The following is a 15,601-nucleotide window of genomic DNA, read 5'->3' on the forward strand; positions in this document are numbered from 1 at the left end:
ACGGCTCCTGACGCCTTCCCCCGGCCAATTCCTTTCTTGCTTCTCCCCATGAGGGCGGTTGCGTGTGTCGCACTGCCATCGATTGACCGTTTTATGGAGGTATGTCATGCCAAGGTTGAACAGGAGCCGCCGGGCGGTCCGCCGCGCGGGCCGGGTGCTCATGGGCACGGCGCTGTCGGTGGCGTCGTTCGCCGGGATCGCCTTCGCGGGGGTGAGCACGTCGATGGCGGAAAGTTTCGTGCCCGCACCTGCCGCGTCGGACGCGGGTGCGTGGCCGACCGCGCGGGCCGTTCCGAGCGGCCGGATCACGGTGGCGGTGGTCGTCAGCAACGAGGGGTCCGTGGCCACCGACGTGATGGCGCCGTACCAGGTGTTCGCCGAGTCGGAGAAGTTGTTCGTCTACACCGTGGCAGCCGAACGCCGCGTCTCCCCGCTCTCCGGCGGCGCCCAGCTCCTGCCCGATCACACGTTGGCCGAGGTGGACAGGAGAGTGGTCCCCGAGCCCGATGTGGTCGTCGTGCCCGCGGTGACCGACCCGGCCGACGCCAAGGAGGCGCGGCTGCGTGACTGGATCGTGGAGCGGCACCGCAAGGGTGCCCGTGTTCTGGGAGTATGCGCGGGCTCGGAGCTGTTGGCGGCCTCCGGCCTGCTGGACGGCCGGAACGCGACCTCCTTCTGGTCCAACATCAGTTCCCTGAAGCGCCAATACCCCCAGGTGCACTGGAAGCGCGGCCAGAGATATGTGGAGGACGACCGGGTCACCACCACCGCCGGCGTCACCTCCGGCACGGTCGGAGCCCTGCGGGTCGTGGAGGAACTCGCAGGCAAGGACGAAGCCACCCGAATCGGGAAGGGCCTGTCGTATCCGGGCTGGACTCCGGACGGACCAACCACGATCCCGGTAAACCACCTCACCCCCGGCGACCTGCCGTACGCGCTGAACGCCGCGTTCCCCTGGCTGCGCTCCACGGTGGGGATCGGCCTGGTCGACGGCGTCGATGAGATCGCCGCCGCAGCCGCCTTCGAAGCATACGGCGGGGTGTCCTTCAGCGCACGTACGGTGGTCCTCGGCAGCCGTGGCACAGTCACCACTCGTCACGGCCTCGTCCTGGTCGCCCGGCCGACAGGTTCCAGCTCCCACGGAGTGGACCGCTTCGTGGTGCCGGGCGTCGCGGACGTGTCGGCCGTCGACACGTCCCTGCGCACCTGGGCGCTCCGCAACAATCTGGCTGTCGAACTGCCCGGCGGGGGACGGCATGACGGTGAGTTCGGCTTCGATCCTGTCCTGCGCGACCTCGCCCGCCACAGCGACCGCTCCACGGCCCGGGTCACGGCGAAGTTCTCGGAGTACCCCTCTTCCCACCTGACGCTCACCGGGGCGGCCTGGCCCTGGCGGTCGACCCTGCTGGCCGTCGCGGCGGCCGCGGTCAGCGTTGGTGCAGGGTTCCTTCCGACGGCCATCCGCCGGGCTGGGCGGCACCTGCGGGCAGCATGACAGCGCGTCGCACCTTCACGGGGTGCCCTCCCGGCCCACAGCCCCTTACCGGCCCCAACTCGGCACCGTTGATCACACCTCCGGACAGGCCGTAGTAGACGCCCATCTCGTGCAGGTCGGCGGGCAGCAGCCCGGTAGCGGTGATCGCGGCGAGTCGGTCGGCGGTGCGTTCGCGGTGCTCGTGCTGCGGGCGGGCGAGCGCACTGATCAGCTCCACCAGGGCATCGGCGGCCGTCTCCAGGGCGTGGGCGGGTGGCGGGGGTGAGCGGTTCCCAATAGCGAGTCGCTGCCGTAGGTCCAGGCGGGATCGGCGAGCCGGCCGGGGTCGAGGCGGAAGTCGCGGGCGACGGCCAGGCCCTGGCGCAGCCACCCGGTCAGCAGCACGCGGTCCCGGCCGGTCCCGTTGTTCCACTGCTCGCCCGGAGCGGCGAAGGCACGGTGGGCGGCCTGTTGCCAGTCACGTGGTGACCACCGGTCGTCGGCGGTGCGGATCAGCCCATGCAGGTAGAAGGGCCACAGGCCAAACGGGTTCTCCCGGACGAAGAGCCGCTCTGCCAGCCGCATCGCGGGTGCCTCGTGGGTCATGCCCGCAGCCCGGGCCGCCAGGTTCAGGGCGAAGGAATCGAGCGGGGAGACGGGGCGCGGGACATGCCGCTCGTCCGGGGTGAGGTCCGTCAGGGTACGGGCGATCAGGGCGGGGAAGTCATGGTCGAAGTCGGCCGGCTGCGGGGTGCGGCCGGTCCGGCGGATCTCCGGGAACCGCATCACGGACAGATCGAGGTACAGGGGCAGGCCGTGGGAGCGTTCGGCGATCACGGTGCGCGGGGGTTCGTCGATCAGGGGCCGGCTGTTGAGGGCCGGGTGGCCCTCGCAGTGCTCGGAGCTGAAGTCGCCGATCAGGATCTGCCGCCCCCCGCTCCGTTCCGGCGGCCGCGGGGCGTGGCAGGGGGATGCCGTGGGCAGCCAGGCCGGGCCATGCCGAAGGGCCGGTCCAGCCGAGCTGCCCCTGCAGCCCCTCCTCGGCCTGCTGCAGCCGAGAGCGTCCGGTAATGACGAAGAACATGTCGGCATGAGCCACACCAGCCGCTGCAGGAGCCGTTCAGATCACGGTGGGTGCGGTCACCGGTGTCCTCGAAGGTGTCCAGCAGTACCCCCAGCACGTGAAGGCTCGGGCGAGTGCCGCGTTCTCACCTGGGCCTGCACGCTTCAGCGGGCGCCTGCGCTGATCGAAATTGGATCGTCTGCGGCTCATGGCCGGCCGTAGGGTGCGGCGATGGACTGGAACACCTGGCACGACAAGTACGACGTAGCCGACTCCTGGATGGCACGGAGGCTGCGGACCGTTCAATCGCAGACCCGAGCTGCCCTGGACGATTCCCCGGCCGGGCCGCTGAAGGTGATCAGCATGTGCGCCGGCGACGGTCGCGACCTCCTGCACGTCCTCTCCGATCACCCGCGCCGCCACGAGGTGCGGGCGAGGCTTGTCGAGTTGGACGCCCGCAACACCGCCGCGGCTTCGGCGACGGCCCGCCGGGCAGACCTGGACCAGGTCGAGGTGGTGACCGGCGATGCCTCCCTCATCGATCAGTACCGGGGCATGGCCCCCGCGGACCTCGTACTGGTCTGCGGTGTCTTCGGAAACATCACCGACAGCGACATCGAGCACACCATCGGCGCCTGCAACCAACTGTGCAAGACCGGCGGCACCGTCATCTGGACCCGCAACCGCGCCGCCCCCGACCGGGTGCCCATGATCTGCGATTGGTTCGGCGGACAGGGTTTCGAACTGCAGTGGCTGTCGGAACCGGGCGCCGGCTATGGGGTCGGTGTGCACCGGTTCACCGGCACGCCTCAACCCCTGCCCACCGGCACCCGGCTGTTCGAGTTCGTGGGTTACGACGTACTCCGTCAGCGCGAGACCGCACCCTCCGTCTGACCTCGGCCGTGGCACCCACACGTTTCCCCCTCTGGAGGCACTCCTGGTGCTGGGGGTGGACGATTTCGCGCTCTACGGCGGCGCCTACGGAACTCTCCTGGTCGACGCCACCACCCGGCTCCCGCTCACGCTCTGGGAGGACGCGACACGGAACAACTCAGCCACTGGCTCCGCGCTCCTCCAGTCGTCGAGGTCGCCTGCCGCCGGGGCTCAGCTCCCAGATGGCTCCCAGGTTTGGCAGGTACGCCCGGACCTGATCACGACCGTAGTGGTGTGTGGCCATCCGCCCTGGCGTGAGGACCGGTAGTCGACGAGGTCGGGTCCGGTCATGGTGGCGGTCACCATTGCGTGGGTCGGTTTGATGACACGAGCGTGGATGTACGGTCGCTCGGTCTTGTCGGCGCACCTGTCAGGCCGCGGAAGACCGCCATCATGCCGCCATGACGCCGTCCCCGGTGTCGCCTCTGGAAGCGTGGCACGAAGAGGCCGGCGCCGGGGCTCGGGGCTTCGACCGGGATGAGGGGCTTTTCCACCTCCACGAGGCCGGCAAGGTCCACGACCGCGCGAATACGGTCGGCCGGGTGAAGGGGAAAGCTGGGCATGGCAATGGTCCTCACTCGGGCAGGGTGTCCAGGGTTCCCCGGGCCACCATGCTCACGTCGCCGCCGACCCGGATGTTGTGGAGCGCGTCGGGGCGCCCCTGAGGCAGGACGGTGAGCAGGCTCGGACGGCCGGTGAAACGCCCCTGCCCCAGGGTGAGCTCCTCCTCGACAGGCACAACGCGGTGCAGGGCGAGGTACGCGCCGACGCAGCCTGCCGCACTGCCGGTCGCGACGTCCTCCAGAACGCCGTCGTTGTTCCAGTGACGACCTTCCAGCGCCTCGATGTCGAGCACGTACGCGAACTGCGCGCCGTACCGCCCGACGAGCTCCGCGAAGTCGCTGCGGACGATCCTCGCCTCGGCCAGACCCGCCACCACCGGCACGATGAGATAGGGCAGGCCGGTGGAGACGACACACAGGGGAAGATCGGCGAGTGCCCGGGTGGGCAGATTCAGCGCCGCGGCGATCTCCGCCCTGTCCTCCGCCGGTACAGTTGCCAGGAATTCCGGCGCTCCCTGGTCGAGTTCCGCGTGGTACCCGGTGGCGGTGCGCCAGGTCGTCACCTCGACGGTCCTGCCGACCAGGTGCAACGTCCGGCGCTGCGGGCCCCGACCGCCATCACGCTCGTGAAGGACGGCGGCCGCGCCCAGGACCGGGTGGCCGGCGAAGTCGAGTTCCTCGAAGAGGTCGAATACCCGGGCGGTGACGTCCTGACTCTCATCATTGCCACGCAGGAAGATCGTCTCGAAGTGCCGGAGTTCCTGGGTGATCCTGAGCATCTGTGCGGCGGAGAGGCCGGGGTCGTCGGGAAAGACCGCAAGGGAGTTGCCGGTGAACGCCTTGCCGGCAAACACATCGACATGGCGGTAGTGCAGGGGCGGGTGGACTTCAGGACTGATGCGGTAGTGGCTGGTCACGGATCGACGCTAGGGCAAGACCGCCCATCCGGTCATGGTCCAATCCCGGGAAAGTGGCCTCCGTGAATGGCACGGCACGGGACGTCCCGGCGTCACGGTTCCCCCAGCTGCTCGGCAACTGGCACGCCGGCGACGGACCGCTCGCGCGACGCTTGGCCGATGCCGTGGCGAAGGCCATCCGCGACGGTCGGTTCCTCTCGGGGCACGGCTTCCCGCCGAACGCCTGCTCGTCGGCGAGCTCGGTCTCGCGCGGGGCACCGTGACGACGGGCTACCAGACCCTGCGCGCCGAACAGCTGATCGTTGCCCGGACCGGCTCCGGCAGCGCCGTCCCCCTGCCGCCCCGGCTGCACGAGCGCCTCCCGCCCTGGCCAGCGACCGGGGCGAAGCGGGCAAGGACGGGGCACCGCTGGACCTCACCGTCGTGGAACCCGCGGCACCCTTCGGCGAACTGCTCCAGGCCGTGAGGGAAGCTACCGACATGCTGTCCGCCCCATTGTTGTACCCCCCTCCGAAGACGCCGGCCCGTTGGCGCTGCGCACAGCCATCGCCGACACCTACGAGGCTCAGGGGCTCGCGACCGACAGTGGGCACCTCCTGCCGACCAGCGGCGCCGATGCCGCGCTGAGCCTGCTCAGCGCGGCATACCTGCGGCCGAACAGCAGAGTCGTCCTGGGCTTTCCCACTTATCCGGGCGCGCTCGCCCTGTTCCGGGGCGCGCGTGCCCGGCTGGTCTCCCAGCCCCTCACCCCAGCGGCTGGGACGTCCCCGCCATGGATCGTGCCCTCGCGGCTGCCCGGCCGTCCCTGACGTACCTGATCGCAGATTTCCACAACCCGACGGGTCTGTTGATGGGCGAGGAGGAGCGTGCCGAACTGGGCCGGCGGCTGCACGCCCACGACACCTTGGTCCTCTTCGAGGAGACCGTACGGGACTTGCGACTCGGTACGCGATTGAGGTCGGGGCGTGCTGGCTTGGCTGATTGGCTGGTGGGTGATCAGCAGGCGGTCCGGCGGGCGAGCACGAGTTCGGTGCTTGTGTACCGCCGGGAGGCCCTGCGGGCGGTGCGGTCGGAGACCAGTCCGGCAATGGCGGCGTGTGTTTCGGCGTAGGACTCACGGCGGCAGAGGTACCGCTGGAGCGGCCGCCATTTCTTCTCCTCGCCGATGGTGTGCTCTACGCAGATCCGTGCCGAGGACTGTCGTCGGCGTGCTTCACGCCAGGCGTACCGCTCGCCCAGTGGTGCCTCGTTGTTCGGCTTGCGGGGCGGTGCTTGCACCTGCTCGGGGAAGTCATTGGCGAGGCCCCGGTAGCCCTCGTCGACCTTCGCCGTCACCTGTGGATGCAGCCGCAGCTGCTCGGCGATGCCCTCGGTGCGCATGGCGGTCTGGTCGTGCATCCGGCCGGGCCGGTCGGCTCCGGACCACAGCAAACGCCCCGAGCCATCGCCGATGGTCGTGGTCTTGGCGGTGTTCTGCTTCTTCTTGCCGGAGACGAACGCCTTGCGGCCGGGGCGTCCGGCCTTGGGGCGCCGGACCTGGGTCTCGGTGCCGTCGATCCGCAGCTCGACGGCTTCGGCTTCGGCATAGGCGAAGACATCGGCCAGGGTGCGCAGGCGAAGGCCGGGCTGGTCGGGGACGGCGAAGCCGCGGGCGGCGAGCAGCGGCCGGATCTCGTGGATGGCGCGGGTGACGGTGGGGCGGGTCACGCCGTACAGCTCGGCGAGCGCCGCGTGCGGCAGTTGCAGCCGCAGGTAGACCACGGTGACCAGGACCCGGTCGGTGAAGACCAGTTGGTGGTCCGGCCCTGCGCCGGCCGCCCGTCGACGGTCGCCGCCTCTGCGCTCGCGCAGTGCGGACTCGCACCGTGCCGTCCACGGATCGGCCAACTCCTCGATCAGACCGCCGAGATGTGCACGATCAAGGCCGCAGAAGGCAGGATGAGACAAGGCCGCACGGGCTCGGTAATGCGTCACAGCATCACCAACCCGTGCGGTCCGCCTCACGTCACGATTCGCTGGCGGCCTGAGCGGTGTAGGACTTCGCAACCAGTTCCTCCACCAGAGCGCTCTTCGCCGCCGAGTAGGCCGCCCTGCCGTCGCTGTCGGCAGGGAACTGCTGGGCCAGGGCCACCTTCAACGCGCTGTAGCGCTGGACTTCATCGGGCCGCTGGCGCAGGTAATCACGGAATAGGACGTGATCAAGGTGGGGCTTTGAGCCCGCGACTACGCCGTACAGATGATGTACAGGAGCCGCAGGAGGGGCCTGGAAGGCCTCCCGTCCCGGAATCCCCAGATCGCCTTCGTGTCGGTAGTCCTGTCCGGCGAGCCGGGAAATCAACTCGGGCATGACGGCCTCCTCGGACACCACGATGTCGAGGTCGATGATCGGTTTGGCGGCGCACCCGGGCACGGCCGTACTGCCGACATGCTCGATGGACACAGCCAGATCCGCGACGTGAGGTGCCAGGCGCTGCCGCAGGGCCTCGAACCGCTCGGGCCATCGAGGGTCGTAGTCACTGACCACGATCATGCCAGTCATGTCGGTAGTCTCGCAGGATCGTCAGGGCCCAGCGCATCCCTCGGAGATCCCTGGCTATTGCGTACCGAGTCGTTGGTCCTGCGCGAGGGAGCCGCGCCGCCGGCGCGTATCACGTCACGCGCCGGTGACCGGCACGTCATGTGCGTGGGTCCCTTGAGCAAGTCGTTGTGGCCGGGCCTGCGCGCAGGCTGGATCCGGGTCCATTCCGACGCCACCCGGTGGCTAAGGGCTGTCCCGTAATCCCCGGTGGATCAGCGCGCGGCGTCAGATGCGGTGCATCGCAAGGTGGAGGGGCGTACGCATACTGGATGTATTCGGATGTTCCGACAACGCAGCGAGGTGCCGTAGCTGTCGTCGTGCGCCCGCCGGGGATTACGGGACAGCCCTTAGCGGCGCTCGCGGCCGTGCTTGCCCCTCGCCGGCCGGCCCCTGAAGCGCCAGGAGACGGTCATCGGTAACCGACGTGCTCAACTCAGTTCACAACGAGGCGACTTGATCGTGCGACTGGCTGGTCTTCCGTGGTGTTGCTTCCCGGGCCTGCAGGGCGGTCTGTTCCTGTGGCTTGACCTCCTCGACGCCGACTCCCGCCGGTTGGCCTACCTGGCGGCCACGCGCAACCTCGTCCTCACGAGGGGCTTCCACTTCTCTCCCGACGGCGCCCTGGACCGCTGTCTGCGACTTCCCTTCAAGAGAGCCTCGCCGCCCCCGCCTCCGCAGCGGCGGCCAGCTCGGTTTGTTGTCCGCATCCTCGCTCATCAGGAGGAACGGCTTGCGCAGCCCGTTGGCAGGACGATGAGACTGCCGTCAAGGTTCGCGCCTGCCGTGATCGGCGCCCCCTGCCGCCATCGCCGAGGTTGCGGTCGCATTGCCCAGGGAGTGGCCGAGCATGCCGGTCCTGGAAAGGCCGAGGATGTCGCCGGGGCCATGCGGGAGCGGTCCCAGGCAGCCCCGCGAACCACGACAACTCCTCCGGGCAGCGAGCGTGCCAGCCAGGGTGCGGGTAGTCAGGATCGGTGCAGATGGGACAGGGGGCCAGACCTCCGAGGCGGTGCGGTTCACACAAGGGCGACACCTGTCGGGGGCCCGAAGGACTTTGTGCCTGCTTGCAGACTGGAGCGGGTCCGTTAAGACCGTGTCCTATGTGGTGATTGCTCGTTGGGCTGTTCATGGGGCGGGATACGTGGAGTTGGATTGTTCCGGACGGGCTGTGGGAGATCGCGAAGCCGCTGATCCCGCCGTCGAGGGTGCGTCCGCAGGGCGGCGGGACACAGGACACGCCTGATGAGACCCTGTTCGCGGCGATCGTCTACGTGCTGGTGAGCGGGTGTGCCTGGCGGGCCCTGCCGCCGTGCTTCGGGATCTCGAAGTCGACCGCCCACCGGCGCTTCGTCATCTGGTCCAGGGCCGGTGTCTGGGGCCGGCTGCACGAGGCGGTGCTCGAACGCATCGACGAGTGCGGCCTGCTCGATGTGACCCGTGTGGTCCTCGACTCCGCGCACGTACGGGCCAAAAAAGGGGCGGACTCACAGGCCCCAGCCCCGTGGACCGGGGTAGACCGGGTTCCAAGATGCACGTCCTGTCGGACGCGGCCGGACTGCCCCTGGTTGTCGGCGTCTCCGCCGCCAACACCCACGACAGCCAGGGCCTGAAGCCCATGGTGGCCGGTCTCCAATCGAGACACGATCCCCCACCGCGGCCGGCACTACAAACCCGGCAAGCTCCACGCCGACAAGGCCTACGACATACCCGACCTGCGGAAATGACTGCGCGGAAAACGTATCGGCGTCCGTATCGCCCGCAAGGGAACCGAATCCCGCGAACGGCTCGGGCGACGGAGGCGGGTCATCGAGCGCACGATGTCGTGGCTGACCGGCTACCGCAGACTCAACCACCGCTACGAACGCCACCCCCGCAACTACCTGGCCTTCCTCGGACTCGCCGCCACCCTCTGCTGCTACAAACGACTTCTCCGACTCACCACATAGGACACGGTCTTAGTAGAAGTCATGGGAAGCCATATGGTGATGGCAGGTGTTGCGAGCGCAAATGGGCCCGTGGTTGTGTGGTTCTTCGAAGTCAGGGCAAGGGGGGTCATAGCATTTCAAGCAGCGAATGCCCTCTTCGTGGTGTCCCCATAGTTGCCGGGCCTTCTCGTGCACCTCTTGCAGTCGGGCCTCAATGTCATTCAGCTCGGCGACGATCTCGGCGCGAGCTTTTCTCTGCGCGTCAGTTTCGTCAAGCATTGTTGGTACGCCCTTTCTGCTCTGGCCTCGACCGCCTCTAGCGAAGCGGGTCATTCAGAGTCGTCGTGGTGCACCGATGCGTGAGCATGGCGTAGTGGCTTGCTCTCAGCGTTACGCTCGCGTGCTGCTTTCTCGGCGTCCTCTTGAGTGTCAAATTCCGAGATGATAACAGCCTCTTCTTCAGGGCAAGCACCCTAGTTTGAGAGTGCTACTCCAGGGCTTGTGGTCCCTGCAGGCTCTGCACTAGCTACCTGTTTTCCAGTTTGCTCCGATGATCGGCTTGTGCAACTCCAGGAATATCCAGGGAGGAATTCAAGGTATTGAACGAGCGCTGGCTTGGTTGGACCACGGCTCTCCTGGCGGTCGGCTGGCTGGGAGTACTCTGCCTGTGGCCAGGCGGCTATTCTTCTGGTACGCCGCTGGTTGTGGGCCGGACGGGGAGCGGAGGGCGTTGTCACGTTGACGGTGGGTGGCTGGTCGGTAGGGCTTCGGGGCGTGCCGGGGTGTGGTTCCGGTGCCCGTTCAGGCCGCGGCTGGTCGGCAGGTGTTCTCGGTGATGTGGTCTCAGCTTGGCGTTTATCCTCGGCGGGCTTCGTGTTCCTTGATGGTCTCGGCGCGTTTGACGGTCTTGCCGACGTCGTGGCGCTTGGCGCGGTGTTTGTTCTTCGAGCCGGGCGGCCGCCCGGGGCCGGGGCGGGACGGTTTCGGTGCGGCTGCCGGACGGGCCGTGGTCGGTCGGAGGTTGCGAAACCCGCGGCGGACGCGGGCGGGGGTGAGGCGTCGTGGTTCGGTGCGGCGTTCCCAGGGGCGGCGGAGGTCTTCGGCGAGAGGTCGGGCGAGGCGGAGCTGGGTGTGGGCGGCGATGACGAGCCAGGTCCACAGGTCGGCGGTGTCCGCGTGGCGGACCTTCGGGGCGGTCCAGCCGAGCGTCTGCTTCATCAGCCGGAACGTGTGCTCCAGGTCGAAGCGGCAGAGGAACGAATGCCACCAGCGGTCGACATCCGTGCCGGTGGCGCCGGTCGCCGAACACCACAGCCAGACCGGTTTCGGGTCGCGGTCGCCAGGCAGGCACTCGACCTTCAGCCGGATCAACGTGCCGTGGAGGATGGGAAGTTCCTCCTTGGTGTGCTTCAGCCAGGGGCCGCGATGGGTGAGTCGGGGGTGCATCCGGTCCCAGGTCATCGCCTCGGCCTTGCCGTAGCGGGTGGTGTCCGTAGTTGTGGTGACCTCGGGCTGGTGCCAGCTCTCGGGCTTGCTGAAGGTGAGTACGCCGCCGTGTCGGCGCGGGCGGCCGCCCTTGGGCCCGGAACACGCGGGGCCCGGGTCACGGAGCATGACGCGGTCCGAGCGCAGACGCCCGACCAGCACCACCGGCAGATCCCCCAGGGCGTGGGAGAGGTAGGTGACGTCGTAGCCGGAGTCCATCACGATCAGGATCTCGGGATCGCCCGGATTCCAGTGCCCGGCCTGCATCAACCGCCCGACAACATCGCGTAGTTGGGTGGCGGTGACAGCGGTCGCGTCGTCCGCGGGGCCCAGGCGCACGGCGTCCAGCATCGCCACCCAGGAGGTGCGGCCCGCTTCCAGAGCGGCAACGAAGGAGTACGGCCAGCCTGGCACGAACTGGTCCGTCTTGCGGTCACCGCGTCCGTAGACGTGGCAGAACAGCCTCTCGTCGCTGGTCGGGGCATCGGGGCGGAGCCAGTTGGACACGTCCACGGCCAGCACGATCCGCCCGTCGGCCGCCCTTGGCAGCGGCAGGCCGGCCAGGGTCCGGCGCAACCGCGTCGGCTCCAGCCAGCCCCGATCCAAAGTGGCGTACAGGGCTCCGTGCCCACGCCGGTGCTCGGCCGCCAGCGACAACTCGACCAGCGTCTTCACCGGCCCGTCCGCACACAGCACCGCGTCGGTAAGCTCGAAGAGCACATCGGCACGGGCGTAGAGGCATTCGTAGAACTCGACCCGAAAGCGGGACAACACGTCCAACGCCTGGCCTGTGGGCGCATCGGCAGACAGACTCATACACAGCGGCCGTTCTCTTGTACTTCGTGACTCGACATCTCGAAGCGTGGAGAACGGCCGCCTCCGCTGTCCCGGAAAGAACCGCAGGTCAGCAGGTCGGGTGACCTGCGACGTTAAACGTCAAGCTCAGACGGTGAAACGGATGGGCGTCTCGAGGCGATGTTCGGCGGCGGTGCGGAGATGCCGCCGGGGAGGGAAGTGGGGTGAGATGCTGCCGAACGCGGACAGGAACCGTGGGGCGGCGCCGGCGCTGCGGAAGCCCTTCATGGCCCGTTCCCGCTGTCTCGTGGGTTGGTGGGATTTCTCGGCCCGGTTGTTCAGTCCTTTGTGAGCGCGGTGTTCCACTGGGGGCATCAGCTTCCGGTGAGCGGCGCCGCAGGAGCGAAGTCTGCCGGTGACCAGCACCCTCGGTACCCGGTGCTGGTTCTTCATCGGCTTGGCCATGAACCGCTTCGCGGCTTTGGTGTCCCGCCTGGACTGCACCAGGACGTCGAGGACGTTGCCGGGCATTGTCACGTTGTCGGCTGCGTGTGCCTCTGACGGCGCGTCGGGCGTGGTGGGGCCGGGTTTCGGGCTGGTGCTCAGGCTTTGGCGGGCTGGCCGGCGCCACCGCCCTGCCCACCGCAGCGTAAGCCAGGCCCCTACACACCCTGACGCGCCCTCAATCGATCAACACCGCACCAACGTGACAACGCCCTTTCAACGTCTTGCGGATCGCCCGGGAGGAGTACGCGCCCTGTCCCCGGGCAGCATGGACGGGGATGTGCGCGGGCGGCCTGCCCCAGTCCTCGGGATGCGCAGGTCGCCCAGTAGTAACGGCAGGGCTTGCCCGTCGTGCGCCTGCCCGGGTGTCACAACCACAGCCAGGGGGCGGCCGCGGCCATCGAGGGCGTGGTGGATTCGTGGTCAACCCGCCACGAGAGCGTCCGATCACGTGCCCGACTGGCTCGCAGTGGGCACCGGGACCGCAGGCATGGGCCGCAGCCCGGCACGATTCAGGACGGCGGGTGTTCGTGGCGTGCTGGTGGGCCCGGTTGATCGTGGAGTCGACCGTGACCCTCCAGTCGACCTGCCCGGCAGCGTCCGCACCAGCGAGCAGCACGCCCAGGATTCGGTCCCAGGGCCCGTCCCCGGCCCACCGGCGGGGGCGGGCCCACACGGTCTTCCACGACCCGAACCTGCTCGGGAGGTCTCGCCAGGGGACGCCGGTGCGGTACCGGTGGACGATCGCCTCCACCACACGGCGGTGATCAGCCCAGGGAGGGCCCCGCCTCCCGTTGCTGGTCGGCAGCAGCGGACGAATGCGGCCCCACTGCCGGTCGGTCAGTCGGGCATGACGGGGCATCAGGATCAGAGCGCTGACGTGCTGCTCACCCCGGGCCGGTGGCCCGGCCGGGCTCAGTCGATCGTCTTGACCGCCCGGGCGGGGACCCCCGCGACCAGGGTTCGGGCAGGAACATCACGAGTGACCACCGCCCCGGCAGCGACCACCGCGCCGGCACCGATGGTCACTCCCTGCGTGACGGTTGCTCCCGCGCCGATCCAGACATCATCTTCGATGACGATCGGGGCGAGGGAGAGGTACTCGCGGCGCTCGGCGAGGGGCAGAGGGTGCCCCCCGGTGATGAGATTGACCTTCGGGGCGATCATGACACCGTTGCCGATCCGAATCCCGCCTTTGTCCATGAACGTGCATCCCTGGTTGACGAAGACGTTCTCCCCGAACGTCGTGTTCAGCCCGCACTCGGTGAAGAACGGCGGGTAGATCGTCACCGACTCCGCGAGCGGACCACCGAACACAACAGAAAATAGTTCAGCACGACCTTTGACGTCGCCGAACGGCAGCACGTTCAGTCGAGACGTCGCATCGGTCACCTCCACGACTCGCTCCATATGACGCGCGAACTCGGGCTTTTGGACATACATGATCTGATCTGTGCGAGTGGACATGCGTCAATCCCACCACCCTGAGGAGCGCAAGATCAAACAACTTCGCGACCACCCAGCAACAACCAACCGTTGTGAAATTAGGGTGGGAGTGTGGATGTTGAAGCGATGCGGACGTTCGTGGCCGTCGCCGAGACCGGCCAGTTCCAGGCGGCGGCGGACGAGCTCGAGATCAGCCAGCAGGCGGTCTCGAAGCGGATCGCGACCCTGGAGAAGCACCTCGAGGTCACGCTCCTGGTGCGGACCTCCCGCGGCTCCCGGCTGAGCCTGGACGGGCAGGTCTTGTTGCCGCACGCCAAAAAGGTCCTGACCGCCGTCGAGCAGGCCGAGCAGGCCGTGCGTCCCGGCAGTCGGCCCTTGCGCGTCGACGTCCTCAACCGGCGCATCGCGCCCGCCCAGGCCGTCTACCGGTTCTACCGCTCCCACCCCGGGATGAACCTCGACGCCGTCACGCTGAGCAGGGAGAACGCCGCCCAGGCCATCCAGGCGGTACTCGAAGGGATTGTCGACGCGTCCTTCCGTGCTCTGCCCGGAGGGCAAGTTCCGGCCGGGATCAGCGCCGAACGACTCCTGGACACGCCCCTGGAGGTCCTGGTCGGACCCGGCCACCCGTTGGCGGACGCGCCCTGGGTCAGGCCTGTGGACCTGGCCGGCCACCGCATCTGGATCCCCGGGATCAGGACCGGCACGGAGTGGGCGGCGTTTTACCGGGCGCTGTCCGAGGCCTTCGGTCTGAGCATCGACGCGCTCGGCCCCCACTTCGGTGACGAGGCCCTGATGGACGCGCTGGCCGACTCGGCCTCGCTGGCCACCCTCGTCGCCGACGGGGACCGGTACCTGTGGCCCCAGATCCACGACCTGCGGCGCATCCCGTTGCACGACCCGACCCCGGTCTACCCGCACGTACTGCTGTCCCGCACCGGAGACCAGCATCCGGTGCTGACCGCGCTACGCGACCATCTGCGCACCTCAGGGCCGCGAACCCCGGACGACGTGTGGGCGCCGGACTGGACAGGCCGCTGACCGGACGACCGATTTAACGGACACGCCCTGGTCAGCGGGGGTTGTGGCCGCGCAGTGCGTCCTGGAGCCAACGGCTCCAGGAGAGGGCCGCCGCCGCGTGGTCATCGGTTCGGGGGGCCAGGCGGACACGCGGTCCCACGATCTGGATCGCGGCGATCACCTCACCGCGGAAGTCGCGTACCGGTGCGGCGATCGAGTACAGGCCGGGCTCCGCCTCCTCGTCGATGACGGAGTAGCCGCGCTCGCGGGTCCCCGCGAGGCGGTGGAGAAAGTCGTCGATGCCGGTGGGGGTTTTGGGTCCGTGGCGTACGAAATCGGTGCGGGCGAGGACGGAGGCGACCTCATCGTCCTCGGCGTCGCACAGCAGGGCCTGGCCGCAGTCGCTGCAGTACGCCGGGTAGGGCCGCCCGATCCAGGAGCCGATCTGGTTGCTGCCCGGCGGCACCCGTTCCGCAATGGTGACGGTGGCGTCGCCGACGAGTATGCCGAGGTAGCAGCTCTCGCCCGTGTCGGCGACCAGCCCTTCCAGCGCCGTCTGCCCATCCGTGCGCAGCCGGTGGGCTGTGAGCTCCTGTGCGTCCGCGTACAGCCGCCAGTGCGGTGCGAGGGTGCGTGACGCGGCGTCGCGCAGGAGGAATTCCTCCTCGGCCATGGCGTTCAGGGCCCGGGACACCTGACTGCGGTCGCGTCCCATGTCGCGGGCCAGGTCGCTGATCGAGACGCCGCGGGGGCCGGCAACCGTACGACCGGTGAGCGCGGACAGCATGTCGAAGCCCCGGCCCACACTCGATTCCATGCGCGGCACTCTACCCGGCGCGGAACCCTCAGCGACGGCCTCGGTGATCATCCGGAGAACTTTTCCAAACTGTGCAGTATT

The 15,601-nt window shown here is 68.6% G+C and carries 13 protein-coding genes and 3 pseudogenes; 6 read left to right on the forward strand and 10 right to left on the reverse strand.

Annotated elements, in window-relative coordinates; all coding sequences use genetic code 11:
* Positions 1-106: 106 nt before the first annotated feature.
* Positions 107-1,495, forward strand: a complete 1,389-nt coding sequence (locus ACFYW1_RS04420; protein WP_388986779.1) for a DJ-1/PfpI family protein — start codon at positions 107-109, stop codon at positions 1,493-1,495.
* Here the strand turns inward: ACFYW1_RS04420 and ACFYW1_RS04425 are convergent.
* Together ACFYW1_RS04425 and ACFYW1_RS04430 are read right to left on the reverse strand one after the other, a co-directional pair.
* Entirely contained in the window at positions 1,428-1,712 is a 285-nt protein-coding gene (locus tag ACFYW1_RS04425; RefSeq protein ID WP_388986782.1) for a hypothetical protein, read from the reverse strand. The genes ACFYW1_RS04420 and ACFYW1_RS04425 overlap by 68 nt on opposite strands.
* On the reverse strand, positions 1,703-2,311 hold the full coding sequence (locus ACFYW1_RS04430) for a hypothetical protein (RefSeq protein WP_388986786.1): 609 nt from the start codon (positions 2,309-2,311) through the stop codon (positions 1,703-1,705). Before ACFYW1_RS04430 ends, ACFYW1_RS04425 begins: the two co-directional genes overlap by 10 nt.
* Positions 2,312-2,768: 457 nt before the next feature.
* On the opposite strand from ACFYW1_RS04430, the gene ACFYW1_RS04435 reads away from it, so the two are divergent.
* Positions 2,769-3,431: a class I SAM-dependent methyltransferase gene (locus tag ACFYW1_RS04435; protein WP_388986789.1), complete on the forward strand. Its 663-nt coding sequence runs from the start codon at positions 2,769-2,771 to the stop codon at positions 3,429-3,431.
* 613 nt (positions 3,432-4,044) lie between these two features.
* Here the strand turns inward: ACFYW1_RS04435 and ACFYW1_RS04440 are convergent.
* The gene (locus ACFYW1_RS04440) at positions 4,045-4,950 is read right to left on the reverse strand and encodes a PhzF family phenazine biosynthesis protein (RefSeq protein ID WP_388986792.1); all 906 of its coding nucleotides are present in this window, start codon (positions 4,948-4,950) and stop codon (positions 4,045-4,047) included.
* A 62-nt stretch (positions 4,951-5,012) separates the two neighbouring features.
* Here ACFYW1_RS04440 and ACFYW1_RS04445 point away from each other — a divergent pair, with 62 nt between their 5' ends.
* Together ACFYW1_RS04445 and ACFYW1_RS04450 are read left to right on the forward strand one after the other, a co-directional pair.
* Positions 5,013-5,213, forward strand: a complete 201-nt coding sequence (locus tag ACFYW1_RS04445) for a hypothetical protein (RefSeq protein ID WP_388986794.1) — start codon at positions 5,013-5,015, stop codon at positions 5,211-5,213.
* Positions 5,214-5,477: 264 nt separating this feature from the next.
* Entirely contained in the window at positions 5,478-5,759 is a 282-nt protein-coding gene (locus tag ACFYW1_RS04450; protein ID WP_388986797.1) for an aminotransferase class I/II-fold pyridoxal phosphate-dependent enzyme, read from the forward strand.
* A 187-nt stretch (positions 5,760-5,946) separates the two neighbouring features.
* On the opposite strand, the gene ACFYW1_RS04455 is transcribed toward ACFYW1_RS04450, so the two are convergent.
* Positions 5,947-6,924, reverse strand: a complete 978-nt coding sequence (locus tag ACFYW1_RS04455) for a transposase family protein (RefSeq protein WP_388986800.1) — start codon at positions 6,922-6,924, stop codon at positions 5,947-5,949.
* Positions 6,925-6,955: 31 nt separating this feature from the next.
* On the reverse strand, positions 6,956-7,489 hold the full coding sequence (locus tag ACFYW1_RS04460; protein ID WP_388986802.1) for a GrpB family protein: 534 nt from the start codon (positions 7,487-7,489) through the stop codon (positions 6,956-6,958).
* A 1,166-nt stretch (positions 7,490-8,655) separates the two neighbouring features.
* On the opposite strand from ACFYW1_RS04460, the pseudogene ACFYW1_RS04465 reads away from it, so the two are divergent.
* Positions 8,656-9,474, forward strand: a pseudogene (locus ACFYW1_RS04465) (IS5 family transposase).
* A gap of 834 nt (positions 9,475-10,308) precedes the next feature.
* Here the strand turns inward: ACFYW1_RS04465 and ACFYW1_RS04470 are convergent.
* The 4 genes and pseudogenes from ACFYW1_RS04470 to ACFYW1_RS04485 form a co-directional block, all read right to left on the reverse strand.
* Entirely contained in the window at positions 10,309-11,754 is a 1,446-nt protein-coding gene (locus ACFYW1_RS04470; protein ID WP_388986805.1) for an NF041680 family putative transposase, read from the reverse strand.
* Between the two features lie 126 nt (positions 11,755-11,880).
* Positions 11,881-12,270 (reverse strand): annotated as a pseudogene (locus tag ACFYW1_RS04475) (transposase); the annotation flags it as partial.
* Positions 12,271-12,445: 175 nt separating this feature from the next.
* Positions 12,446-13,099 (reverse strand): annotated as a pseudogene (locus tag ACFYW1_RS04480) (IS5 family transposase); the annotation flags it as partial.
* A gap of 53 nt (positions 13,100-13,152) precedes the next feature.
* Entirely contained in the window at positions 13,153-13,704 is a 552-nt protein-coding gene (locus ACFYW1_RS04485) for a DapH/DapD/GlmU-related protein (RefSeq protein ID WP_388986808.1), read from the reverse strand.
* A gap of 90 nt (positions 13,705-13,794) precedes the next feature.
* On the opposite strand from ACFYW1_RS04485, the gene ACFYW1_RS04490 reads away from it, so the two are divergent.
* The gene (locus ACFYW1_RS04490) at positions 13,795-14,724 is read left to right on the forward strand and encodes a LysR family transcriptional regulator (protein WP_388986811.1); all 930 of its coding nucleotides are present in this window, start codon (positions 13,795-13,797) and stop codon (positions 14,722-14,724) included.
* Between the two features lie 31 nt (positions 14,725-14,755).
* On the opposite strand, the gene ACFYW1_RS04495 is transcribed toward ACFYW1_RS04490, so the two are convergent.
* On the reverse strand, positions 14,756-15,520 hold the full coding sequence (locus tag ACFYW1_RS04495) for an IclR family transcriptional regulator (RefSeq protein WP_388986814.1): 765 nt from the start codon (positions 15,518-15,520) through the stop codon (positions 14,756-14,758).
* Positions 15,521-15,601 lie beyond the last annotated feature (81 nt).

Source organism: Streptomyces sp. NPDC002669 (assembly GCF_042889165.1).
Taxonomy (GTDB): Bacteria; Actinomycetota; Actinomycetes; order Streptomycetales; family Streptomycetaceae; genus Streptomyces.

Excerpts from the sequence above, each read along its gene's own strand:
- ACFYW1_RS04495 (WP_388986814.1), bottom strand. The coding sequence starts at position 15,520 with ATGGAATCGAGTGTGGGCCGGGGCTTCGACATGCTGTCCGCGCTCACC.
- ACFYW1_RS04460 (WP_388986802.1), bottom strand. The coding sequence starts at position 7,489 with ATGACTGGCATGATCGTGGTCAGTGACTACGACCCTCGATGGCCCGAG.
- ACFYW1_RS04435 (WP_388986789.1), top strand. The coding sequence starts at position 2,769 with ATGGACTGGAACACCTGGCACGACAAGTACGACGTAGCCGACTCCTGG.
- ACFYW1_RS04485 (WP_388986808.1), bottom strand. The coding sequence starts at position 13,704 with ATGTCCACTCGCACAGATCAGATCATGTATGTCCAAAAGCCCGAGTTC.
- ACFYW1_RS04470 (WP_388986805.1), bottom strand. The coding sequence starts at position 11,754 with ATGAGTCTGTCTGCCGATGCGCCCACAGGCCAGGCGTTGGACGTGTTG.
- ACFYW1_RS04420 (WP_388986779.1), top strand. The coding sequence starts at position 107 with ATGCCAAGGTTGAACAGGAGCCGCCGGGCGGTCCGCCGCGCGGGCCGG.